Consider the following 21,982-nt stretch of genomic DNA (forward strand, 5'->3'; position numbering starts at 1 on the left):
CCGGTGACACACCATCCCCCACCCAGGTTGCCTGCCGGCACGTGCCCCCACTCAACTCCGTACGAGCAGCCGGGTGACTTCCCCCCATTCGCCGCCTCCAGGAGGCCACGGTGAAATTTCGCACCAGAAGCTCGGCGATCATCGGAACGCTCTGCCTCGTCACGTCCCTGGCGCTGGCCACGGCGTCGGCGGAGGAGCCCGCCGACGCCCCCGTTCAGCAGGTGACCGCCTCCCTGACCGAAGTGGCCAGGGCCCAGGGGCCGTCCGCCGGGGCGGCCGGGCCGGACGACACGGTATGGATCGCCGAACGCGCGGGCACCGTAAGGATTTTGGACGATTCAGGGCTCGGGGAGCCCGTCCTCGACATCTCCGACGAGACCACCACCGACGGTGAACGCGGCCTGCTGGGAGTCGCGTTCGACAAGACGTTCGCGCACTTCTACATCTCGTACACCGATCTCGAAGGTACGAGCACGATCGACGAGTTCGCGGTGGAGGGCGGCCAACTCCAGCCGGAGACACGGCGCACGGTCCTCACCCAGACGCAGCCGTACGCCAACCACAACGGCGGCGACATCAAGTTCGGCCCCGACGGCTATCTGTACATCGCCTTCGGGGACGGCGGCTCGGGCGGCGACCCGCACGGCAACGGGCAGAAGCTCGACACCCTGCTCGGCAAGCTGCTGCGGATCGACCCGAGCGGCGGCGAACCGTACGCCATCCCGGCGGACAACCCGTTCGTGGACGACGCGAACGCGAAGGACGAGATCTGGGCGTACGGGCTGCGCAACCCCTGGCGGTTCTCCTTCGACGCGGGCACCGGGGACCTGCTGATCGGCGATGTCGGCCAGAGCGACTGGGAGGAGATCGACTGGGCCCCGGCGGACAGCGAGGGCGGCGAGAACTACGGCTGGGCCTCCATGGAGGGCACGCATCCCTTCCGGGGCGGCACGGAGCCCGCGAACCATGTCCCGCCGGTGTACGAGTACGACCGTACGGGCCTCGGCTGCTCGGTGACCGGAGGATTCGTCTACCGCGGCGACGCACTCCCGGACCTCCGGGGGAACTACGTGTTCAGCGACTACTGCGACGGCACCCTGCGGACGCTCCAGATCGAGAACGGCGAGGTGACCGGCGTGAGCGACCTCGGCGTCAGCGGCGGCGAGGTCATCTCGTTCGTGGAGGGCGGTGACGGCGAGCTGTACGTGCTGGGCAGCAACGGCGTCGTCTCCCGCGTCGATCCCGCGTGAACGGCTGACCCGCGCGCGACATTGACCGCGTGGGCCGGGGAGGGCGAGGCCCCGCCGATCATGGTGATCGGCGGGGCCCGTCCTTGTCCGCGCCTTCCCCGCGCTTCTCCGTAGCTTCTTTGCGCTGGTGGCCGCGGCGGGCGTCCCGGTCGAAGATGCCCAGCAGCTCGCACGGACCGCCCTCGGCGCCGATCGCGTGCGGGAGCATCGTGGGGAACTCCGCCGCCTGGTTCGTCTCGATCCGCAGGCGCCGGTTGCCCAGGAGCAGGATCGCGGTGCCGGACAGGACGACGAGCCATTCCCGGCCCGGATGCGCGCGCAGGCGCGAGGGGTTGTCGGGCGGCGGCTCGGTCATGCGCTGGCGGATGACCGTCATCCCGGGCTCCGCCTTGATGGGCCACCGCATCTGACCGTGGGCTCCGTCGATCATCGGGTTGGAGACGATGTCGTCGGACGCGGTCTCGACCAGTTGGTCGAGCGAGGTGTCCAGCGCGCGGGCGAGCGTGACGAGCTGGTCCAGGGCCAGCCGGCGCCGGCCGTTCTCGATGCGGCTGAGCGTGGACTGGCTGACCTTCGCCCGGGCGGCCAGCTCCTCCAGGGACCAGCCCTGGGCCACGCGCAGGGCGCGGATCCGTGTGCGTACCAGGCTGTCCAGCTCACCATCTTCTTGCGTCATAGGCATGAGCGTATGCCATTGATGCAAGGTGCGCTTAGCGTCGTCCGTGGTCGGCCCCGGCAGAGGTGGGCTCGCACGGAAGAGGAATCCATGAGTACGAACCAGCCCGGTCCGGTGGCCGTCGATCCGGACGACGTCCCGGGTGAGCCCGGCGAGGGCGCGCCCGACGCACGTCAGCGGCGCACGATCCTGATCACCGTGTGCATCGCGCTGATGGCCGTGATCGCCTCGGTCTCGGGGCTCAACGTCGCCCAGCCCGACCTCGCCGTCGCTTTCGGCGCCTCGCAGAGCACGGTCCTGTGGATCATCAACATCTACACCCTCGGCCTGGCCGCCCTGCTGTTGCCGCTCGGTGCGGTCGGCGACCGCCTGGGCCGCAAGCCCGTGCTGGTGGCCGGTCTCGTCGTCTTCGGCCTGGCGGCTGCGGTGGCGGGTCTCGCGCCGTCGGCCGAGGTCATGCTCGTCGCCCGGCTGTTCAGCGGGGTGGGCGCGGCCATGATCATGCCGATCACCCTCGCCGTGATCACCTCGACCTTCCCCGAAAAGGAGCGGGGCCGGGCGATCGGGGTGTGGACCGGGGTCGCGGGAGGCTGCGGCGTTCTGGGCATGTTCCTCTCCGCGGCACTGGTCGACGTGGCGAACTGGCGGTGGCTGTTCGTCCTGCCTCTGGTCCTGGGCGCCGTCGCTCTGGTCATGACGCTGCGGTCCGTTCCCGACTCCCGCGAGAGGTCCGGGCACGGGTTCGACGTCCGTGGCGCGCTGACCTCCGTCGTGGCGGTGGTCGGGCTCATCTTCGTGCTGCAGGAAGGGCCGGAGCGCGGCTGGACCGCTCCGGTGACGCTGCTCGCTCTTGTCGTCGGAGTGGCCGCCGCCGTCGGTTTCGTGGCCTGGGAGCTGCGCCGCGGGGAGGGAGCGCTCCTGGACGTCCGGCTGTTCGGTGAGCGCGCACTGGCCGGGGGTTCGGTCACCCTGCTGGTGGTCTTCGGGGTGCAGGCGGGCATCTTCGTGGTGCTCTTCCCGTTCCTCCAGGCCGTGCTCGGCTGGTCGGGGCTGCTGTCCACGCTGGCTCTCATGCCCATGGCCGTCCTGATGATGCTGGCCTCGGGTCTCGCGCCGCAGCTCGCCGGGCGCATCGGCGCCCGCGCGACCATGGCCACGGGGATCCTGCTGGCGGGCGCGGGGCTGGCGCTCATGGCCGGGATCGTCTCGGTCGACGGCGGTTACCTGTCCCTCCTTCCCGGCATGCTGGCGATGGGGCTCGGCATGGGCCTGGCGATGACGCCCTCCACCGAAGCCATCACCGGTGCGCTGCCGCGTGAGCGGCAGGGGGTCGCGTCCGCGCTGAACGACGTGACCCGGGAGTTCGGTACCGCTCTCGGTGTCGCCCTCCTCGGCGCGCTGCTGTCCGCCGGCTATCGCGGCGCCATCGACGACCGGCTCGCCGGGGTCCCCGAGGGCCCGGCGGAGACGGCGCGGGGAGGGGCCGCCAACGCCGTCGAGGCGGCGAACGGCGCGGGCCCCTACGCCCAGGAGCTGATCCGCGCCGGACGGGAGGCGTTCGTCGACGGCTGGCAGAACGCCATGTGGGCGGGGTCGCCGTGATGGCCGCTCTGTTCCTCTACGTTCTGGTCCGGGGGCCGCGGCCTTCCGCGCGGCCTACGGAGGGCGCTGAGCAGCTTGCCGGACCTTCACCCGCGCCGGCACGGTCACGGGCGGACGTCGGCTGACCGGCGCGCACGGCACGCGCCGGAGGCCGTCGTGGGCCCCGCGTCGCGGTGGGAAGGTGGCCGGCACGTACGGTACGGCAGGTGAACGAACCGCTCGAAGCCGTGACCGGACACCCTGCGGGCGAACCTGTCCCGGTCCTGACGACCCGCGTGTTCCTGGCGCTCGCCCCGCCCGACGACGCGAAGGTGGAGCTGGAGCAGGTGCTGCGTCCGGCCTATGAGGCCTACCCCCGCATGCGGTGGAACCGCATCGAGGACTGGCACATCACCCTGGCGTTCCTCGGGGAACTTCCGGTCACCGCCGTTCCGCCCCTGATGCCTCCGCTGGCCGGGCTCGCCGCCAGGCAACGGCCCTTGCGGCTGGCGCTCCGCGGCGGCGGACACTTCGACGAGCGGGTGTTGTGGACCGGGGTCACGGGTGACCTCGACGAGTTGCACCGCCTCGCCGTCGACGTACGCACCCTCGTCAGGGAGTGCGGCGTCTCCTTCCCCGAGCGGCCGCTCCGGCCGCATCTGACGCTGGCCCGGTCCCGCCGGGGCGACCACGCGGACACGGTGGAGGCCGCGGCCTCACTCGCCGCGTTCGCCGGACGGGACTGGGAGGCCGGGCGCCTCCATCTGGTCGGCAGCAACATCGGCCGTGGCCCCGGGCCGATCCACTACCGCTCCATCGAGGCCTGGGACTTCCCCCGCGGGGCCGCCGGTGCTCCCGAGGTCTCCGGCGGCTGAGCCCGGCCCCTCACCCTGCGACGCGGTCACGTGGTGTCGTGCCGCGTGGGCCGGGCGTGCGTCAGCAGAAACTCGGTCGCCCGCGCGATGGCCTCGGCGGACGTGCCGTGGACGGCCTCCGACTCGTCCTCCTGCGAATCGGCGCCCGTGGCGGTGTACCACCAGGCGTCGGCGCCCGGATCGTGGTGAATCACGGCGTCGCCACCCGCGTAGTGGAGCGGGATGGACTCGCTGGCGGACTTCTTCGGCACCGCGTGGGGCCACTTGAGGCGGGCCGACTGGCGCTTGATGCCGCCCCAGGCCGCACCGAGCTGCGCGTAACTGGATCCACCGCGTCCGGCGACGGTGGCCGCGCTCTCGGCCAGCCGGTCGACGGAGCGCTTGGCTTCGTAGAGCGACCGGAGCATCGCCAGCTGAACGTCGGGCGCGGCCATGAGCGCGGCGTCGAAGGGCTTTCCGGCGGTGCGGTAGGCGAGCGAGCGCGTCGAGATCCGTTCGGCCAGCGACCGTACGGCTGCGAGCAGTTGCTCGTCCATGGCGAACGTGTCGTCGTCTCCGGGCTCGTTCCAGGCGGGGTCCACCGGGGTCAGGACCGTGGCCCAGAAGTTCTCGTCGCTCTGATCAGGGGTCGGGATCGGCCTCACATCGTCCATGCGACAACTATAACTGTCACATGCTACATCGTCAGCTCTATTTGTCATTACCTCATTGGGACAGCATCTCATGTCAGCGCGATTCGTAACTGTACCTTTCGAAAGGTACAGTTACGAAAACGGCGCGGCTCTCACAGTGAGGTTCAGGGAAATGATCATCAGCAAGAGGCGGCGCTGGCTGCTCCTGGCAGTCGTGAGCGCAGGGCTCCTGCTGATCACGCTGGACAACTCCATCCTGTACGCGGCCCTGCCGACGCTGGTGAAGGATCTCGGCGCGAGCAGTTCCGAGGGCCTCTGGATCATCAACGCCTATCCGGTCGTGATGGCCGGTCTGCTGCTGGGCAGCGGCACGCTCGGTGACCGCGTGGGGCACCGGCGGATGTTCGTGATCGGCCTGGCGGCCTTCGGTGCGGCGTCGCTCGTCGCCGCGTTCTCCACCACTCCGGAGGCGCTGATCGCCGCTCGCGCCTTCCTCGCCGTCGGGGCGGCCGCGATGATGCCTGCCACGCTCGCCCTGATCCGGGTCACGTTCGACGACGAACGCGAACGCAACATGGCCATCGCGGTCTGGGGAACCATGGCGGTCGTGGGCAGCGCCCTCGGCCCGATCATCAGCGGGATCCTGTTGCAGCACTTCTGGTGGGGGTCGGCCTTCATCATCAACGTCCCCGTGGTCGTCGCCGCGACCGTCGCAACCCTGGTCCTCGCCCCGCCGAACGACCCGGACCCCTCCAAGCAGTGGGATCTCACCTCTTCGCTGCTGGCGCTCGTCGCCCTGGTCGGTCTCGTCCTGGCGATCAAGGAGACCGCGAAGGCCGATCCCGCTCCCGTGGTCATCGCGGCCGCCGTCCTCGCGACGGTGGCCGGCGGATGGGCCTTCGCCCGTCGTCAGCGGCGGCTGACCTACCCCCTGCTGGACTTCGCGATCTTCCGCAACCGCGCCTTCCTGGCGGGGGTACTGGCCGCCGGGTTCGCCCTGTTCGCCATCTCCGGCATTCAGCTCGCCACCACCCAGCGCTTCCAGCTCGTGGAGGGCTTCACGCCGCTGCGGGCCGGGTTTCTCGTCGCGGCAGTCGCCCTCGGCGCCTTCCCCACCGCGATGCTCGGGGGTGCGGTCCTCCACAAGGTCGGCCTGCTGCCCCTCATCACCGGAGGTCTGGCCCTGGGGGCCGTCGGTACCGTGCTGGTCCTGATGAACTTCTCCACCAGCATGGGGCTGCTCGTCACCGGGCTGATCATCACCGGCAGCGGCCTCGGCGCGGCCATGTCCGTCGCCTCCAGCGCGATCATGGGCAATGTCCCGGCCCGGAGGGCGGGCATGGCATCGTCCGTCGAGGAGGTCTCGTACGAATTCGGCGGCCTGATCGCGGTCGCCCTCCTCGGCAGCCTCCTGACCGCTGTGTACTCCGCGACGATCGACCTCCCGGCCGGGGTGTCCGACCGGGCGCGCGACAGCCTCGACAGCGCGCTCACACTGGCGGGAGAAGGAGCGGGAGCCCATACGGCTCTCATCAGGGCGGCGTCCGAGGCGTTCGACGGCGCTTACCTCGCCGTGATGGTCGTGGTGGCCGCCGCCCTCACGGTCGGCGCCCTCGTGACCGGCGTCCTTCTGCGTCGGCACGGCCCCGGCTCGGCGCTTTCCGGCCCCGCACACCACTGACCTGACGCCATCGGAGCGAACCATGCGAACCAGCAAGCGAAGCCAGATCCTCGAAGCGGCCACCCGGGTCGTACAGCGGGAGGGCGTCAAGAGCGTCACCTTTGACTCCGTCGCCGCGGAGGCCGGGCTGACGAAGGGCGGGCTTCTCTACCACTTCGCCTCGCGCGACGATCTCGTCCTCGCGATCCACCAGCACCTGGCCGACCGATGGGAAGCCGATCTGGTCGCGGCTGCGGGGAAGCACGCGACCGAGGCGACCAGGGACGAACGGCTGGCCGCCTACACCCAGGTCGCCACCCAGAGCGCCACCCGCGCGGAACTCCTGCTCATGCTCGAAGGCTCGACGGACGCGGCGCACTCGGCCGTCTGGGAGGCCGTGACCGAGCGGTGGGCGCCGCCCCCGGCATCGGCAGGCGACGACGCGGCCGCGCTCGACCGGTTCATCATCCGTCTCGCCGCCGACGGCCTGTGGCTGTACGACTCCCTGACCTCGCAGCAGCTCACCTCCGAGATGCGGCGGGCCGTCGCCGAACGGATCGCCGACGCACTGACCCAGGACGGCGGCACCGAGGACTAGGGCTGAGAAACGGCGGGCCCCGGCTCAGACGGCGTCGACCGCTTCCCCCAGCGCACCCGTGAGGCGGCCCAGGATCTCCTGCAGCCCGAGGACCTCCTCCAGCGACAGGCCGGTGGCGGCGAGCACGCCGCGAGGAACGGACAGGGCTCGCTCGCGCAGCTCAGCGCCCTCGTCGGTCAGGTCGATCACGACGGAGCGCTCGTCCTCGCGGCTGCGTTCACGCCGGACAAGGCCGGCGCCCTCCAGTCGCTTCAGCAGCGGCGACAGGGTTCCCGAATCCAGGTGGAGACGCTCACCGATGGCCTTGACCGACTGCGGCCCCCGCTCCCAGAGGACCAGCATGACCAGGTACTGCGAGTAGGTCAGGCCGAGATCCTTCAGCGCCCGCCGGTAGTAGCCACCGAACGCCCGCGAGGCGGCGTGCAGCGAGAAGCACACCTGGTGATCCAGTCGCAGCAGCTCCGCGTCGGGGACGGCGGAGAGGTCGGGCGAGGCGCTCGAAGGAGTGGTCATGGGACCAGCGTACCGCCGCACGCATCATTGAGTTGCACAGAATTAAATTGTGTGCAATCTTTATATCCGTAGCCGAGACCAGCCGGGTCGGGGCTCCAGAGGAGGGTCATCCCATGGACGCGTTGTACACCGCCGCCGCCACCGCCAACGGTCGCGAGGGCCGTGCCGTCAGCTCGGACGGCCAGCTCGACCTGCCGCTGGCCATGCCCCCGGCCCTCGGTGGGAACGGCAAGGGCACCAACCCCGAGCAGCTCTTCGCCGCCGGCTACGCGGCCTGTTTCGCCAGCGCCATGGCGGCGGTCGGCCGCGAGATGAAGCTCGACACCAAGGACGCCTCCGTGACCGCCGAGGTCTCCATCGGCAAGGACGGCGACGGCTTCGGGCTCGCGGTCATCATGCGCGTGGAGCTTCCGGACTCCCTCGCGGGCGAGACCGGGCAGAAGCTGGTCGAGGCCACCCACGCCTACTGCCCGTACTCCAAGGCCACGCGAGGCAACATCGACGTCGAGCTGGTCATCGAGTAGCCGACCGCGCGGACGCCTTGACCTTGGGGGTGGCAGGCTGGGGCCACGGCCCGGAGAGAGCCGTGGCCCGGCCTCTCACCCCTTCAGGCGGGCCAGCACCGCACCCACCGCGCGGTGCACGGCCTCACGCGCCCCGTCGGCCGGGTCGAGCGTCTCGAAGCCGTGCCGCCCCTCCGGTACGTCGATGATCTCCAGGTTCGCCCCGCGGCGGGCGGCCTCGGCCACGAACTCCTCGACGGTCGCGGCGATCTCGGCGCTCTCCCGGCCCGCCCGGACCAGGACGACGGGAAGGTCACCGGCGCGAGGGAGCGCCCGGACGGGGTGGAAGCGTGAGCCGGTCAGCCCCCAGCCCGGCAGCGGCGCGAGAATCGGGTAGTTCGCGGCCAAGCAGCGCAGCCACATCGGCGGGTCCCTCAGCCACTCCGCCGTGATCGGGCCCCCGCCCGAGAAGAACCACAGCGCGACCCGGTCCCCGTCCACGCGCGGATCGGCGCGCACCCGCTCCACCGCGTCGGCCACGTCCGCGGCGGCCCGCTCGTAGTCGGTCACGGCGTGCAGACGGTGGTCGAGCGTCACGCCCACGACTCCCTGTCCGGCGACCTGGCGTGCGTACCCCGTCAGGGTCGGCCAGTCCCGGGGCGTGGGCCTCGCCTCGGCGGGCACCGGACCGCCGTGCACGAACACCACGGCCGGGTGCGGCCCCGGACCGTCCGGCAGGTAGAGGTCGGTGTTCCCGGTCCGCTCGCGTGGCCGTTCGGGTACGTCGAGGAGGAACGGCCGCAGATGGGCGGGCGTACGGCCGGCGCCGACGGGGGTCAGCAGGTGCCCTCCGCCGGACGCGGCCTCGGCCAGGGTCTCGGCCAGCGCGTCGGGGCAGGAGAGCATCGGCCAGTGTCCCGTGGGCAGTTCGAAGAAGGTCACCCGGGCGTCGGCGAGGGCCGCGAGGGCGGGGGTGCCGACGTCCACCATGATCTGGAGCATCTCGACGCCCGGCCCGTTGGCGGTGCACAGCACCCCCGTCGCGGGCACCTCGGCCACGGCGCCGGTCAGCCGCAGCGGCTGGAGCAGTGTGCCCAGCGGCTGCGGTGCCGCGAGGGCGGTGAGCCCGTCGAGCGCCGCCTCGGAGAGGCCCGCGGTGCTTCCCCACCGGGACCACGCCGCCCTGGCCGGTGGCGGGAGTTCACCTCCCGCCACCTCGTCCCCGCTGCCTGCGGCGCGTTCCGCCACCTCCTCGCGCAGGAGCTGGTCGGGCACGGCCGCCAGCGCGGGGACGCCGTCCTGCGGCATCCCCGCGTCCAGGTACACGATCCGGGCGATCGACCGGGCCCGGCGGTCGGCCGCGCCGAGTACCGGGTGGATGCCGTAGTCGTGGCCGACGAGTACGATCTCCCCGCCGGGCTCCCCCGCCCCGTCGATCACCGAGTCGATCACCGCGAGCACGTCCGCAATGTGGGTCTCCAGGTCGACGTCCGCGCCCCTGTCGGCGGGGCGCCTGCCCAGTCCGGTGAGCACCACGGTGTGGACCTCGGCGCCTTCCGCAGTCAGTCGTGCGGCGGTGTCCCGCCACACGTGCGGTCCGGTGAACGCCCCGGCCACCAGGATGAATACAGTCATGGCCCCTCCTCGTCACACTGACTCCCGCGCACCGGCCCCGAAGCTGCCGGCCGCGCTCGCCGGTACCGTAGGAACTCCCCCTGGTGGAGGTTCAAGTGTTCTCGTCGCACGACGGCCTGTGCACCATCGGTGAGTTGGCCGAGCACCTGGGCGTCAGCGTCAAGACCGTCCGCTTCTACTCGGACCGCGGGCTGCTGCCGGAGGCGTCCCGCAGCGCCGGCGGACACCGCAGATACGGTCCGGACGCCGTGGAGCGGCTGGGCCTGATCCGCTCACTGCGCGGCCTGGATCTGCCGGTTCCCGAAGTCCGCCGCATCCTCGACGAACAGGACGCGCAGAACGGACGGGAGGGGGCCGGGGCCGGTGGCGCGCTGGAGGACGCCGTGGCCGGCCGGCTGCGGGTCCTGGGGTCCGAACTCGCCGCACTGCGCTGGCGGGAGGCCGCGCTGAGGCTCGTACAGGAGTGCCCGCCGGCCGAACGGCCCGACCGGCTACGGCTGGTCGGGGCGGTCGCCGCCCCGCCGAACACCGCTTCACTGGCCCGGTTCTGGCGTTCGTGGCTGCCGCCCCGCATGCCCGCCCGGTCCGTCACCGCGTTCCTGGAGGCCGCTGTTCCGCCCCCGCCCGACGACCCGCTGCCGGCCCAGGTCCTCGCCTTCGCCCGGCTGCACGCCTTCGTGACCCGGCCGTGCGGCGGCGCTGCGGGGGCCGGCTCCTGTCAGCCCCGGGCGCACGGCGTCACGGGAGCCCGGGCGTCGGCCGTGCTGTACGCGGGCCTGGCGGAGGCGTACGACCTGGCGGGCACGGAACTGCGCCGTGGCGCGGAGCCCTCTCCCGGTGAGGCGCTGGACGGATTCGTGGACGCGTACGCGAGCACGTACGGCGCCCGCGACACGCCCGCCTTCCGCCGCGTACTGGCGGGCCGGCTCGCGGACGATCCACGTATCGACCGGTACTGGGAGCTGACGGCCGTGGTGATCAGCGCTCCCGGCGGTCCTCCCGAGCCGACTCCGGGGTCGGCGCACGCCTGGCTCCTCGCGGCCCTGGAGGCGCAGGTGGAGGTGGCGGCCGGCCACGGCGGTGCGCGCCGCGGGCCCGTCGGTGAGGCGCCGGTTTCCGTCGCCCGCGCGTAGTCGGCCCGGCCCGCCCGCGGCGGGGCGTCCGCCCTCCCTGCCCTCAGCCTGCCGTGTTCGGGCCGAAACGTTCGGGGGCAAGGGCCGCCAGCAGTGAGGTGACCACGAGATCGGTCGAGGCGGCCATGTCCACGGATTGTGGCGCCAGAAGCCACTGGACCTGCAGTCCGTCCATGACCGCGATGATGGCGTTGGCCGCGTTGTCGGCCGACTCCGCGCGGTCGGCGGGCAGTTCGCAGGCCTCGCGCAGGGCGTCGGAGACGAAGGCGCGCAGTCCGTCGTAGCGGTCGCGGAAGTAGTCCTGGGCGGGGTGGTCGTCGGTGACGGACTCCGCCGAGAGCACCGCGTACAGCCGGACGATGCCCTCGCGTTCCGCGTTGCGCAGTGCGGTGTTCACCAGGTGGCGCAGGAAGTCCAGCCCCTGGGGGCGGTCGGGGCCGAGCTGCTCGATGTCCCGCTGGTCGCGCAGTTCGAGCACGCTCGTGAGGAGCGTGGCCTTGGAGCGGAAGTAGTGCAGCACCCCGGCTTGCGTGAGGCCGACCCGGTCCGCGATCTCGGCGAGCGAGGCGTTGTTGTAGCCACGGGCGGCGAAGGTGTCCATGGCGATGGCCAGGATGTCCTGCTGCCGCTGCCGGGCTTCCGGGCTGCGCGGCGTGCGGGGGCCCGCCGGGCTGCGTGCCGGTCTGCTCACTGACTGGTTGCTCACCGGATCAGCTTAAGCCTGCCGGAGCCCTGGTGAAGATCTTCAGGACAGCGCGCGAGAACACCGCGGCCGACTACTTACTAACCACTTAGTGGGTGTGCTTTCATGCCGTTGTCCCGCCCTCTTGAGACCGGCACGCCCGGAGCGAGGCGACCGCCGCGCCATCCGTCCGCCGGGGTGCCGCCTGTCAGCAGGTACGAACCCAAGGAGAGCCGCCACCATGCCAAGCTCCACTCCCCTGCGTTTCAGAGCGCGCGCGGCAGGCGCCGCGCTCGTCGTGACCGTCGCCGCACTCGGCGTCAACGGCGCCGTCGCAACCGCCCGGGCGGCCGACCCGGTCGCCCAGGTGTGGGTCACCACACCCGACGGGTCCAAGAAGCTCACCCCGGAGGGGAACGTCCCCTTCACCGGCTCCCCGCAGGCGATCGACATCCGGATCGACGCGAACAGCAAGGGGCAGAAGTTCACGGGCGCGGGGGCCTCCGTGACGGGCGCCTCCGCCCATCTCCTCCAGGGCCTCCCCCAGGCACAGCGCACCTCACTGCTGAAGTCGCTCTTCTCCGCGGAGGGCGACGGCATCGGGCTCAACTACCTGCGCCAGCCCCTCGGCAGCACCGACTTCGACGCGAACACCAACCCGTACACGTACGAGGACACCCGGGGCGCGTTCTCCATCGACCGGGACCGGAGCCAGATCATCCCGGTCCTGAAGCAGGCCACCGCCGTCAACCCGGCCATCCGCTTCATGGGGTCGCCCTGGTCGCCCCCGGCCTGGATGAAGACCAGCAACTCGCTCAACGGCGGGAGCCTGCGCACCGAGCACTACCAGGCCTACGCCGACTACCTGGTCAAGGCGATCAGGGCGTACGGGCAGGAGGGCATCACGCTCACCGATCTCACGGCGCAGAACGAGCCGGAGTTCGCGACGAGTTACCCGTCGATGAGCATGACCTCGGCCCAGCAGGCGGACTTCCTGCGGGTCCTGGACCGTACGCTCACCGCCGCGAACCTGCCGACCAACATCCTGGCCTACGACCACAACTGGGACCACCCGAACTACCCGCTGGACGTCTTCGCCCGGACGGGCGGCATCCAGCGGATCATCGGCGCCGCGTTCCACTGCTACGGCGGGGCGCCCGCCGCGCAGAAGCAGATCGCCGACGCCGGAAAGCGGGTCTTCTTCACGGAGTGTTCCGGCACCGACAGCGCGAACCCGGCGACGACGTTCGGCGACACGCTCAAGTGGCACACCGAGAACCTCGTCGTGCAGAACATGCGTAACGGCGGCGAGACGGTGATCAACTGGAACCTCGCCCTCGACCGGAACGGCGGCCCCCACCAGGGGCACTGCACCAACCGCTGCAACGGCATCGTCGAGATCGACGGTGGCCAGGTCACCCGTAACGCGGAGTTCTATGTCCTCGGCCATGTCTCGAAGTTCATCAAGGCGGGGGCGGTGCGGATCGGTTCCACCAGCCAGGGTGCGGGTGGGGTGCAGAACGTCGCCTTCCAGAACAGCGATGGCAGCCGGGCGGCCGTGGTCGTCAACACCGCTTCCGGATCGCAGCGGTTCTCCCTGACCGACAACGGCAGGTCGCTCGCCTACACCCTGCCCGCGGGGGCCGTCGCGACCTTCACCTGGGACGGGAGCGGCGGGACGACCGAGCCGCCCGTGGGATCCATCGACCCCGCCGCCTGGTACCAGGTGCGCAACGCCAACAGCGGTGCCTGCCTCGACGCGGCCGACTGGGGTACGGCTGACGGGACGGCGCTGCAGCAGTGGGCCTGCGGGACCGGGGCCAACCAGGGCTGGCAGTTCCGGCCGACCGACTCCGGTCACTACCAGGTGGTGAACCGGCACAACGCGAAGGCGTGGGACGTCGACGGCGGTCCGGGGGCGACCGCCGACGGCACCAGGGTGCATCTGTGGTCCTACGAGGGTGGTGTCAACCAGCAGTGGCGTCCGGAGGCGCTGGCCGGCGCCGGGCAGTACCGCTTCGTCGCCCGCCACAGTGGCAAGTGCCTCGCCGTCGACAACTCCTCGACGGCCAACGGGACCAGGATCTCGCAGCAGCCCTGCTCCGGTTCCTCGGCCCAGGTGTTCTCCCTGACCCGCTGACGCGGGCGACCGGGTCGCGGCGGCTCTCCGGACAGGGGAGCCGCCGTGGCGCGTGTTTCCCGGCGCGGAGTGTGGTGACACGCCGGCGTGTCGGGCGCGTGCGCCGGGCGGGCGGATTCGGGCGCGTCGCACCCTGCCCCTGCCCGGCGCGCCCTCATATGCTTTCGCCCTCCCGCCTGTTCGCCCGCTTCAGGAGGTCCCGTGCCGGCCCGCGCCATGTACTGCTACACGTGTGATTCCGATGAACAGCACCGCTCCCTCACCGCCACGGAGAAGACCTGGCTCCGCGGCCGGACGGGCCGCCGGAGCGTCGACGAGTTCTTCATGTGCGAGGCGCCGGAGTGCCGCAATGTGCGCAGCGGCTTCAACAAGCACCCGTTCGACCCGGTGATCCGCGTCCCCCTGCCGGACTGACGCCGTATCAGGTCCCTTCAACGGCCTCCTTGATGCGTTGCCCGAACGCGGGTGCGTCCTTGCGGGCCGCGCTTCCCGCGAAACCGACCAGCAGTTTGCCGACTCCGTGGCCCTCCAGGACGTTGAAGAGCCTCACGTGCGTGCCGCCGTCCGGTGTGGCTTCGAGGTCGTAGCCGCCCTCGGCCGCCGTGATGAGGTTTTTGGACTGTTCCTGCCAGCGGATACGGGTCGGAGCGACCAGTTCGCTGATCTCGAAATCACGCCGGGTGGTCATGCCCGCGTCTTTGACGGTGCTGTGGAAAACGGTGCCGACGTGGGTCGGGCCGTTCGGTGTCTTCTCGATGCGCTGGACCCGTGGGCTGAACTCGGGGTCGTGCCGACCGTCCGCGAGATAGGCGAAGACTTCCTCAACGGGGCGGTCGATGTCGACCGTCGCTTCGAACTGTGTGCTCATGGCTCTCTCCGGTCTGGAGGCCGAATCCGTTGTCCGCCATCAGTGTCGGACGGGCCTGCCGGGAGCGCACGCCGAGGAGCCCGGCATCCGGCGGCCCCCGCTTCCTACGCGCTTCCCCACACACAAGAATCCCCGGACCGTCATTGCGGTCCGGGGATTGTGGCGCGTATATTGGATTCTTCTGCGCACATGCAGAAAGGCCCCGCTCGGGGGCCTTATGGATACGAATATATCTGGCGGGGAGCCGTTTTGTCAAACCGGGAAAGCGACGAATTGCGAGAAGAGCAGGAATTCATCGATCGCCTCCATGCCCGGGTCGACGCACTGCGCGGGGTGGCGGCCGAGGATGTCGAGCACGCGTTGACGCCGGTCGGCACGGGCCAGCAGGCGCGGCTGGAGCGGGACATCCTCGTCGCGGAGCGCTCGGGGCTGCTCGCGGCGCTGAACGCGGTGGACGGGTCTCTGTGTTTCGGCCGCATCGACCGCTCCGACGGGCTCGCGCACCATATCGGCCGGATCGGGATCCGTGAGGACGACACCGACCACACACCTGTTCTGATCGACTGGCGTGCGCCGGTGGCGCGTCCCTTCTACCTGGCCACGGGGCACACTCCGATGGGTCTGCGCCGGCGTCGGCACATCACCACCGAGGGCCGCACGGTCACCGAGCTCCACGACGAGATCCTCGACCTCGGGGACGACGACCGCACCGGTTTCGAGGACCCGAACGGCGACGCCGTGCTGCTCGCGGCGCTCAATTCCGCGCGCACCGGACGCATGGGCGACATCGTGCGGACCATCCAGGCCGAGCAGGACGGCATCATCCGGGCCCCGCACCGCGGTGTCCTCGTCGTCGAGGGCGGCCCCGGCACCGGAAAGACCGCCGTCGCTCTGCACCGGGCGGCGTTCCTGCTGTACGAGCACCGCGAGCTGCTGGCCAAGCGCGCCGTGCTCATCGTGGGCCCCAACCCGGCGTTCCTGCGCTACATCGCGGAGGTCCTGCCGTCGCTCGGCGAGACCGGAGTGCTGCTCGCCACGCAGGCCGAGCTGTTCCCCGGGGTGCACGCCACCGGTACGGACACCCCGCGCGCCGCCGCCGTCAAGGGCGGGGAGCCGATGGCCGAGGCCCTCGCCCTGGCCGTACGCGACCGGCAGCGGCTGCCGGAGCCCGGGGCGGCGATGGTCATCCCGCACGAGGACGGCGGGGATCTGGTCCTGGACTGGGAGATCGCCTACGAGGCCCGGCAGGCGGCCCGCGACACCCGGCTGCCGCACAATCTCGCCCGTCCGCACTTCGTCTTCCGGGTCATCGACGCGCTCACCGCGCAGCTCGTCGAACGCATCGGCGCGGACCCGTACGGCGGGCCCAACTTCCTCGGTCCCGACGACGTGGCCCAGCTCGGCCGGGACGTCGCGCTGAGCAAGGAGGTGCACGCGGCCGCGGACGAGCTGTGGCCGCCGCTCACCCCCGAGGGCTTCCTCGCCGACTATCTGGCCGACCCGGTGTACGTACCGGACGAGGACGCGGAAGCGATCCGGCGCGGCCCCGCCGCCGGGGCGTGGACCCCCGCCGACGTACCGCTGCTCGACGAGGCCGCCGAGCTGCTCGGCGTCGACGACAGCGCGGAGCGGGCGGCCGCGGAGGCCGCCCGGCAGGAGCGGGTCGGCTACGCGCAGGGAGTGCTGGAGCTGTCGCGCGGTTCGGAGAGTTACGAGTTCGAGGACGAGGAGTCCGAGGTGCTCGCCGCGCACGACATCATCGACGCCGAGCGGATGGCGGAGAGGCACGAGGAGGCCGACCACCGCACGGCGGCCGAGCGGGCCGCCGCCGACCGTACGTGGGCGTTCGGGCACATCATCGTCGACGAGGCGCAGGAGCTGTCGCCGATGGCGTGGCGGCTGCTGATGCGGCGGTCGCCGACCCGCTCGATGACGCTGGTCGGCGACCCGGCCCAGACCTCCGAGGAGGCGGGCGTCGGATCCTGGGAGCGGATTCTCGCCCCGTACGTGGGCGATCGCTTCGAGCACGTGACGCTGGAGGTGAACTACCGTACGCCTGCCGAGATCATGGAACTGGCCGCCGGGGTGCTCAGGGAGAAGGACCCTTCGTTCACCGCGCCCGTGTCGGTGCGGTCGACCGGGGAGAAGCCGTGGAGGCGGGACGCCGGGGAGGATCTGGCGGGCGCGGTCGCCGAGGCCGTCGCGGAGCTGACACCCCGGGAGGGGCGCCTCGCGGTGATCGCGCCGCGGGCGCTCCACGAGGAGATCGCCGCCCCGCTGGACGGGGTGACGGCGGGAGAGGCCCCGGACCTGACGCGGACGGTCGTGCTGCTGGATCCGCGCCAGGCCAAGGGGCTGGAGTTCGACCATGTGCTGGTCGTGGAGCCCGGCCTGTTCGGCACGAGCGATCTGTATGTGGCGCTCACCCGTGCCACCCAGCGCCTCGGCATCGTTCACCGGGAGGGGCTGCCGTCGGCGCTGCGCTGACGGGCCGGGCTGCCCGCCCGGCCGGTGCCGGGCGTCGACGGGCCGCGGGAGTGGCCGGAACAGGCTTGCCGAACCCATAGGGTGACGCCATGTCTTCGCCATTGAGTTCGAGAAAGACCGCGGCCGCTCTCCGCACGTCGGCACGGGTCTCCGCAGAGCTGCTGCTGGTCCTCGTGGCGGCGGCGGTCGCGTTGTGGGTGCTGGGCCGGATGTGGTCGGTCGTGTGGCCGCTGATAGTCGGTCTGTTCCTCACCACGCTGACCTGGCCGCTCGCCCGCTTCCTCCGCCGGCACGGCTGGTGGCCGGCGCTGGCCGCGTCGGTGGTGACGGTGTTCGCCCTGCTCGTGGGGGCGGGCATCGTGGCCCTGATCGCGGTGCCGGTCGCGGACCAGTCCGGGGAGCTGGCCGACCGGGTGGTCGCGGGCATCGACAAACTGCGCGAGTGGGCGGCCGGTCCGCCGCTCAACATCGGCGACGACCAGATCACCGGTGCCCTCGACAGCGCGACCGACCGGCTCCAGAACAGTGTCGGCAGTGTGGTCACCACCGCCGTCACCGGGGTGAGCACCGTGGTCAACGGGGTGGTCACGGCGGTTCTGGCGCTTTTCCTGATGTTCTTCTTCCTCAAGGACGGCCCGCGCTTCCTCCCCTGGCTCACCCGTCAGCTCCCCGGCCGGTTCGCCACCGACATCCCCGAGGTGGCCTCGCGCAGTTGGGCGACCCTGGGGGCGTTCGTCCGGTCCCAGGCGTTCGTCGGTCTGCTGGACGCGGTTTTCATCGGCCTCGGCCTGTGGATCCTCGGGGTGCCGCTGGTGCTGCCGCTGGCGGTGCTGACGTTCGTCTGCGCGTTCGTACCGATCGTGGGTGCGCTGTTCGCCGGGTTCGTGGCGGTGGTCATCGCCCTGGTCTCGAACGGCCTGATGGACGCCCTGCTCGTGCTGGCGATCATCGTCGTGGTGCAGCAGCTGGAGGGCAACGTGTTCCAGCCCATGATCCAGAGCCGGGGTCTCGGCCTGCACGCGGCGGTCGTGCTGCTCGCGGTGACGCTGGGCGGCAGCCTGGCCGGGGTGGTGGGCAGCCTGCTCGCCGTGCCGGTGGCGGCGGTGCTCGCGGTGATCTGGAACTACCTGCGCGAACAGCTCGTGGAGGATCCCCGGGAGCCGGAGCCCGAGGAACTGCCCGAGGGTTCGCCCGCCCCGTCGTAGGACGCCTTCACCGGCACCCTCAGCGCCCGAGGTTGCGCAGCAGCGCCGGCAGCGCGCTGCGCAACTCGCGCTCCCAGTAGGGCGGGGAGTGGGTGCCCCGGTAGAAGTGCGTGGTGACCGGCACCCCGTGGGCGCGCAGCCGGGCGGCCATCGCCCGGTTCTCCGCCCCCATGATGGCCTCGGTCGGGGAGAGGACGTCCTTCGGGAAGGGGTTCTCGGGGTCCTCCAGGCCCGGTACGTGCGGATCCGGTTCTGTGCCCGGCGGGTCCAGGGCCCCGGCCCGGCCGTCGCCACTGGCCAGGTGCACCGCGACGCCGCGCAGCCGGTCCGGGCGGTAGTACGGGTCGTGCGCCTGCCAGATCCGCCGCTGGGCCACCGGGTCACCCCACAGGGCCAGGGGGTCCATGCCGAGGTAGTCCAGTCCCGCCCGGACGGCCCGGGGGTGCTGGAGCGGGTGGACGTAGCCGCTGAAGCCCGCCACCGCGCGGAACAGCCCGGGGTGCCGTGCCGCGTATCCCAGCGCGCCGAAGCCGCCCTGGGACTCCCCCGCCGCGACCCGCCCGTTCCCGGCGCCGTAGAAGCGTTCCAGCATCGGGCGCACTTCGCCGAGGTGGAAGGTCTCCACGCGCGGCGCGCCGCCGTCGCCGTGGTTCCACCAGTCGCTGTAGAAGCCGAACAGCGGCATCGACGGCATCACCACGAGGACGTCGCGCAGGTGCGGGAGCCGGTCGACCGCGTAGTCCTCGGTCCAGGCCTCCGGGTCTCCGTGGCCCCCGGCCAGCAGATACAGCACCGGCCACCGCTCACCGGGCGCACGGTCCTCCCAGCCGTCCGGTGTGAGCAGCCGGACCGTGGCAGGTCCGCCCAACGCCTTCGACCGTACGGTCAGTTCGAGGAGCCGGTCGCCGATCCACCGCTCCCCCGTCACCTCGATCCCGGCCGGCGCGCCATCGGGCGGGGCCGCTGCCGCCGTCGTACCGGGGACGACCAGCAGCAGGCCCGTGACCCACGCGACCGCCTTTCGCAGGACTCTCATCACCACGGCCTCCCGACTTCTCCGGGCGGACGTCGCCCGGTCCGTCGGACGGTACGGAGGGCGGCGGGGCCCGGCATCCTCCGCGGGGAGTCGCCCCGTACGCCGCCGGGAGCAGGCGGGGCGGACTCAGCGCGGGGCGCGGATCGCGGCCAGGAGCCGGGCGCAGCGTGCGGTCATCTCCGCCGCGGACTGCTCGGGGTGCAAGATCCACCAGCCGACGAGCGCGCCGACCGTGCCGGTCCACAGATGCTTCAGGGCGTCGGCGTCCAGCGGGTCCTCGTTGCCCTGCCCGCGCAGGACGTCCGCCGTGCCGGACGCGGCGAGGCCGTCGATGGCCGCGCGGTGGGCGTGTGCCGCGCCGTGCAGGTCGGAGCCGGGCTTCAGAGTGCGGTCGTAGAGCACGAACCAGGCCTCGCGCTGCTCCTCCAGTACGTCGAAGACGGCTGCGAGGACGCGCGCGGGAACGCGTGAGGCGGCTGGTCCGGCATCATGCGGGTCCGGCTCCATCGCGCCCTCGATCGCGGAGACGAGCCGGTGGGCGATGTGTTCCAGACAGGCGAGGTAGAGCCCGTCCTTGGAGCCGAAGTACGTGTACAGCAGCGGCTTGGTCACTCCGACGCGCCGGGCGATCGAGTCCATCGACGCCGAGGCGTGTCCGTGCCGGCCGAACTCCTCCACGGCGGCGGCGAGGATCTGCGCCTCGCGCCGCGCCCGGGGGACCCCTTTCGTCCCGGCGCCCGGGGCGGCGCCGGAAGGAGTCCGGCGCGGCCCGGACGGGGAGGGAGTGGCGGGCGACGAGCCTCTTGCCGTGTTCATGCTCGAACTATACGCTCCGGTAAATTACCCAGAGGTAAATTACCGGAAGGTCACACCCCATGGCGGACCGCACCTCCCCCTGGCGGCCACCCGGCGCCGCCCCCTCCCGGTCCTGGTGGGGCTGGGGCGACCCCGGCCGGGCGCTGCCGGACGCCGAGTGCGTCGCGCTCGCGGCGCTCGTCCCCGGGGCCGCGAGCACCCCGCTGCCCGTCCCCTCGGTCACCTCCCTGAAGCTGCCGCCCGTCCGGGTGAGCGCGCCCGGCGCGCTCGCCCACCTGGTCTCGTCCGACCCGGCCGACCGCGCGGCCCACACCTACGGGAAGGCCTTCCGCGACGTCGTCCGCGCGCTCAGCGGCGATCTGGCGGCGGCTCCGGATCTCGTCGCCTTTGCCCGGGAGGAGCGGGACGTGGTGGATCTCCTCGACTGGGCGGCCGGTGCGGACGTCGCCGTGATCCCGTACGGGGCGGGCAGTTCGGTCGTCGGCGGGGTCGAGTACCGGGCCGGAGAGCACAGGGGCGTCCTCTCCTTGGATCTCTCGGGGTTGGACCGGGTGCTGGAGACCGACCGGACCAGCCGGTCGGCACGGATCCAGGCGGGAGCCCTCGGACCCGTCCTCGAAGCACAGTTGAGGCCGCACGGACTGACGTTGCGGCACTTCCCGCAGAGCTTCGAGTTCTCGACGCTGGGCGGCTGGCTCGCCACCCGGGCGGGCGGGCATTACGCCACCCTCCACACGCACATCGACGACCTGACCGCCGCCCTGCGCGTGGTCACGCCCGCAGGGGTGAGCGCGTCGCTGCGCCTGCCGGGTTCGGGTGCCGGGCCGTCCCCCGACCGGCTCTTCCTCGGTTCGGAGGGCACCCTCGGGATCATCACGGAGGCGTGGATGCGGCTCCAGGACCGCCCGGTCCACAAGGCGTCGGCCTCGGTGGTGTTCGACCGCTTCCCGGTCGCGGTGGACGCCGTCCGGGCGATCGCGCAGTCGGGCCTCCACCCGGCCAACTGCCGGCTGCTCGATCCGGGCGAGGCGGCGCTGTCGGGGGTGGCGGGCGACGGCAGGAGCGTTCTGGTGCTGGGGGCGGAATCGGCGCACCATCCGGTGGACGACCGGCTGGCCGAACTCGTCGCCCTGGCCCGGGACCACGGCGGCACCACCCTCGGCGGATCAGCCGGATCATCCGGATCGGACGGCTCCGCGGTGGGCGCCTGGCGCTCGGCGTTCCTCCGGATGCCGTACGTCCGGGACGGGCTGGCCCGGATGAGCGTGATCAGCGAGACGTTCGAGACGGCCTGCACCTGGGACCGGTTCCCGGAGCTGTACGAGGCGGTGCGCCGGGAGGTGGGGGCAGCCGTCCGCGCGGCGACCGGTGCGGAGGCACTGATCAACTGCCGCTTCACGCACGTCTATCCGGACGGCCCGGCCCCCTACTTCACGGTGATCGCCCCGGGCCGGCGCGGGTCGGAGGCCGCCCAGTGGGACGAGATCAAGGCGGCGGCGATGCGGACCCTGGGCGAGCACCGGGCGACCGTGACCCATCACCACGCGGTGGGGCGCGATCACCGGCCCGGGTACGACCGGCAGCGCCCGGAGCCCTTCGCGGACGTGCTGCGTGCCGCCAAGCGCACCCTCGACCCGGCCGGGATCCTCAACCCGGGCGTGCTGTTCGACGCCGCGGGGTGACGGCCGACGC

19 protein-coding genes and 1 pseudogene are annotated in these 21,982 nt (G+C 71.8%); 12 read left to right on the forward strand and 8 right to left on the reverse strand.

All coding sequences use genetic code 11. The features are described 5' to 3' along the window. Positions 1-110 precede the first annotated feature (110 nt). Positions 111-1,250 (forward strand): PQQ-dependent sugar dehydrogenase, encoded by a 1,140-nt coding sequence (locus WQO_RS00610; RefSeq protein ID WP_010060596.1) that lies wholly within the window; start codon positions 111-113, stop codon positions 1,248-1,250. 58 nt (positions 1,251-1,308) lie between these two features. Here WQO_RS00610 and WQO_RS00615 read toward each other — a convergent pair whose 3' ends face one another. Beyond that, complete coding sequence (locus WQO_RS00615; RefSeq protein WP_010060597.1) at positions 1,309-1,926, reverse strand: helix-turn-helix domain-containing protein; 618 nt, start codon at positions 1,924-1,926, stop codon at positions 1,309-1,311. Between the two features lie 90 nt (positions 1,927-2,016). Between WQO_RS00615 and WQO_RS00620 the strand changes: the two are divergent. Then, a pseudogene (locus WQO_RS00620) lies at positions 2,017-3,653 on the forward strand (MFS transporter). Positions 3,654-3,734: 81 nt separating this feature from the next. Beyond that, a complete protein-coding gene (gene thpR / locus WQO_RS00625) occupies positions 3,735-4,382 on the forward strand; it encodes an RNA 2',3'-cyclic phosphodiesterase (RefSeq protein WP_010060601.1) in 648 nt (215 codons plus the stop codon). Between the two features lie 26 nt (positions 4,383-4,408). Here thpR and WQO_RS00630 read toward each other — a convergent pair whose 3' ends face one another. Then, positions 4,409-5,035, reverse strand: coding sequence for a hypothetical protein (locus WQO_RS00630; protein WP_010060603.1), 627 nt, complete (start codon positions 5,033-5,035; stop codon positions 4,409-4,411). A gap of 70 nt (positions 5,036-5,105) precedes the next feature. On the opposite strand from WQO_RS00630, the gene WQO_RS00635 reads away from it, so the two are divergent. Together WQO_RS00635 and WQO_RS00640 are read left to right on the forward strand one after the other, a co-directional pair. Then, on the forward strand, positions 5,106-6,695 hold the full coding sequence (locus WQO_RS00635; protein ID WP_335339642.1) for an MFS transporter: 1,590 nt from the start codon (positions 5,106-5,108) through the stop codon (positions 6,693-6,695). A gap of 22 nt (positions 6,696-6,717) precedes the next feature. Continuing rightward, entirely contained in the window at positions 6,718-7,272 is a 555-nt protein-coding gene (locus WQO_RS00640) for a TetR/AcrR family transcriptional regulator (protein ID WP_010060606.1), read from the forward strand. A 24-nt stretch (positions 7,273-7,296) separates the two neighbouring features. Here WQO_RS00640 and WQO_RS00645 read toward each other — a convergent pair whose 3' ends face one another. Continuing rightward, positions 7,297-7,785, reverse strand: a complete 489-nt coding sequence (locus WQO_RS00645; protein ID WP_010060608.1) for a MarR family winged helix-turn-helix transcriptional regulator — start codon at positions 7,783-7,785, stop codon at positions 7,297-7,299. A gap of 113 nt (positions 7,786-7,898) precedes the next feature. Here WQO_RS00645 and WQO_RS00650 point away from each other — a divergent pair, with 113 nt between their 5' ends. Beyond that, positions 7,899-8,309, forward strand: a complete 411-nt coding sequence (locus tag WQO_RS00650; protein ID WP_010060609.1) for an Ohr family peroxiredoxin — start codon at positions 7,899-7,901, stop codon at positions 8,307-8,309. A 75-nt stretch (positions 8,310-8,384) separates the two neighbouring features. Here the strand turns inward: WQO_RS00650 and WQO_RS00655 are convergent, their stop codons facing one another. Beyond that, positions 8,385-9,923, reverse strand: coding sequence for an alpha/beta fold hydrolase (locus tag WQO_RS00655; protein WP_058953820.1), 1,539 nt, complete (start codon positions 9,921-9,923; stop codon positions 8,385-8,387). A 95-nt stretch (positions 9,924-10,018) separates the two neighbouring features. Between WQO_RS00655 and WQO_RS00660 the strand changes: the two genes are divergently transcribed. Next, positions 10,019-11,056: a MerR family transcriptional regulator gene (locus tag WQO_RS00660; protein WP_010060611.1), complete on the forward strand. Its 1,038-nt coding sequence runs from the start codon at positions 10,019-10,021 to the stop codon at positions 11,054-11,056. 43 nt (positions 11,057-11,099) lie between these two features. Here WQO_RS00660 and WQO_RS00665 read toward each other — a convergent pair whose 3' ends face one another. Further along, the gene (locus WQO_RS00665; RefSeq protein ID WP_257721838.1) at positions 11,100-11,762 is read right to left on the reverse strand and encodes a TetR/AcrR family transcriptional regulator; all 663 of its coding nucleotides are present in this window, start codon (positions 11,760-11,762) and stop codon (positions 11,100-11,102) included. A gap of 217 nt (positions 11,763-11,979) precedes the next feature. Here WQO_RS00665 and WQO_RS00670 point away from each other — a divergent pair, with 217 nt between their 5' ends. Both WQO_RS00670 and WQO_RS00675 read left to right on the forward strand, forming a co-directional pair. Continuing rightward, positions 11,980-13,878, forward strand: a complete 1,899-nt coding sequence (locus tag WQO_RS00670; protein ID WP_029182288.1) for an RICIN domain-containing protein — start codon at positions 11,980-11,982, stop codon at positions 13,876-13,878. A 201-nt stretch (positions 13,879-14,079) separates the two neighbouring features. After that, positions 14,080-14,292, forward strand: a complete 213-nt coding sequence (locus WQO_RS00675; RefSeq protein WP_010060614.1) for a hypothetical protein — start codon at positions 14,080-14,082, stop codon at positions 14,290-14,292. A gap of 7 nt (positions 14,293-14,299) precedes the next feature. On the opposite strand, the gene WQO_RS00680 is transcribed toward WQO_RS00675, so the two are convergent. Then, positions 14,300-14,746 (reverse strand): SRPBCC family protein, encoded by a 447-nt coding sequence (locus WQO_RS00680; protein WP_010060616.1) that lies wholly within the window; start codon positions 14,744-14,746, stop codon positions 14,300-14,302. A gap of 273 nt (positions 14,747-15,019) precedes the next feature. On the opposite strand from WQO_RS00680, the gene WQO_RS00685 reads away from it, so the two are divergent. Together WQO_RS00685 and WQO_RS00690 are read left to right on the forward strand one after the other, a co-directional pair. Continuing rightward, positions 15,020-17,233 carry a HelD family protein gene (locus WQO_RS00685; protein WP_029182289.1) on the forward strand — a complete coding sequence of 738 codons (2,214 nt, stop codon included), beginning with the start codon at positions 15,020-15,022 and terminating at the stop codon, positions 17,231-17,233. Between the two features lie 89 nt (positions 17,234-17,322). Then, a complete protein-coding gene (locus WQO_RS00690) occupies positions 17,323-18,438 on the forward strand; it encodes an AI-2E family transporter (protein ID WP_029182290.1) in 1,116 nt (371 codons plus the stop codon). 19 nt (positions 18,439-18,457) lie between these two features. On the opposite strand, the gene WQO_RS00695 is transcribed toward WQO_RS00690, so the two are convergent. Continuing rightward, positions 18,458-19,474, reverse strand: coding sequence for an alpha/beta hydrolase (locus WQO_RS00695; RefSeq protein WP_032748426.1), 1,017 nt, complete (start codon positions 19,472-19,474; stop codon positions 18,458-18,460). A gap of 126 nt (positions 19,475-19,600) precedes the next feature. Next, on the reverse strand, positions 19,601-20,290 hold the full coding sequence (locus tag WQO_RS00700) for a TetR/AcrR family transcriptional regulator (protein WP_079055499.1): 690 nt from the start codon (positions 20,288-20,290) through the stop codon (positions 19,601-19,603). A 59-nt stretch (positions 20,291-20,349) separates the two neighbouring features. On the opposite strand from WQO_RS00700, the gene WQO_RS00705 reads away from it, so the two are divergent. Then, positions 20,350-21,972, forward strand: a complete 1,623-nt coding sequence (locus tag WQO_RS00705; protein ID WP_010060626.1) for an FAD-binding oxidoreductase — start codon at positions 20,350-20,352, stop codon at positions 21,970-21,972. Positions 21,973-21,982: the final 10 nt, after the last annotated feature.

This window comes from Streptomyces globisporus C-1027, from assembly GCF_000261345.2.
Lineage (GTDB): Bacteria > Actinomycetota > Actinomycetes > Streptomycetales > Streptomycetaceae > Streptomyces > Streptomyces pakalii.

Bases quoted from the DNA above. Each gene is read 5' to 3' on its own strand.
- WQO_RS00615 (WP_010060597.1), bottom strand. From the start codon at position 1,926: ATGACGCAAGAAGATGGTGAGCTGGACAGCCTGGTACGCACACGGATC.
- WQO_RS00630 (WP_010060603.1), bottom strand. From the start codon at position 5,035: ATGGACGATGTGAGGCCGATCCCGACCCCTGATCAGAGCGACGAGAAC.
- WQO_RS00635 (WP_335339642.1), top strand. From the start codon at position 5,106: ATGTCAGCGCGATTCGTAACTGTACCTTTCGAAAGGTACAGTTACGAA.
- WQO_RS00640 (WP_010060606.1), top strand. From the start codon at position 6,718: ATGCGAACCAGCAAGCGAAGCCAGATCCTCGAAGCGGCCACCCGGGTC.
- WQO_RS00645 (WP_010060608.1), bottom strand. From the start codon at position 7,785: ATGACCACTCCTTCGAGCGCCTCGCCCGACCTCTCCGCCGTCCCCGAC.
- WQO_RS00650 (WP_010060609.1), top strand. From the start codon at position 7,899: ATGGACGCGTTGTACACCGCCGCCGCCACCGCCAACGGTCGCGAGGGC.
- WQO_RS00655 (WP_058953820.1), bottom strand. From the start codon at position 9,923: ATGACTGTATTCATCCTGGTGGCCGGGGCGTTCACCGGACCGCACGTG.
- WQO_RS00670 (WP_029182288.1), top strand. From the start codon at position 11,980: ATGCCAAGCTCCACTCCCCTGCGTTTCAGAGCGCGCGCGGCAGGCGCC.
- WQO_RS00680 (WP_010060616.1), bottom strand. From the start codon at position 14,746: ATGAGCACACAGTTCGAAGCGACGGTCGACATCGACCGCCCCGTTGAG.
- WQO_RS00690 (WP_029182290.1), top strand. From the start codon at position 17,323: ATGTCTTCGCCATTGAGTTCGAGAAAGACCGCGGCCGCTCTCCGCACG.
- WQO_RS00695 (WP_032748426.1), bottom strand. From the start codon at position 19,474: ATGAGAGTCCTGCGAAAGGCGGTCGCGTGGGTCACGGGCCTGCTGCTG.
- WQO_RS00700 (WP_079055499.1), bottom strand. From the start codon at position 20,290: ATGAACACGGCAAGAGGCTCGTCGCCCGCCACTCCCTCCCCGTCCGGG.
- WQO_RS00705 (WP_010060626.1), top strand. From the start codon at position 20,350: ATGGCGGACCGCACCTCCCCCTGGCGGCCACCCGGCGCCGCCCCCTCC.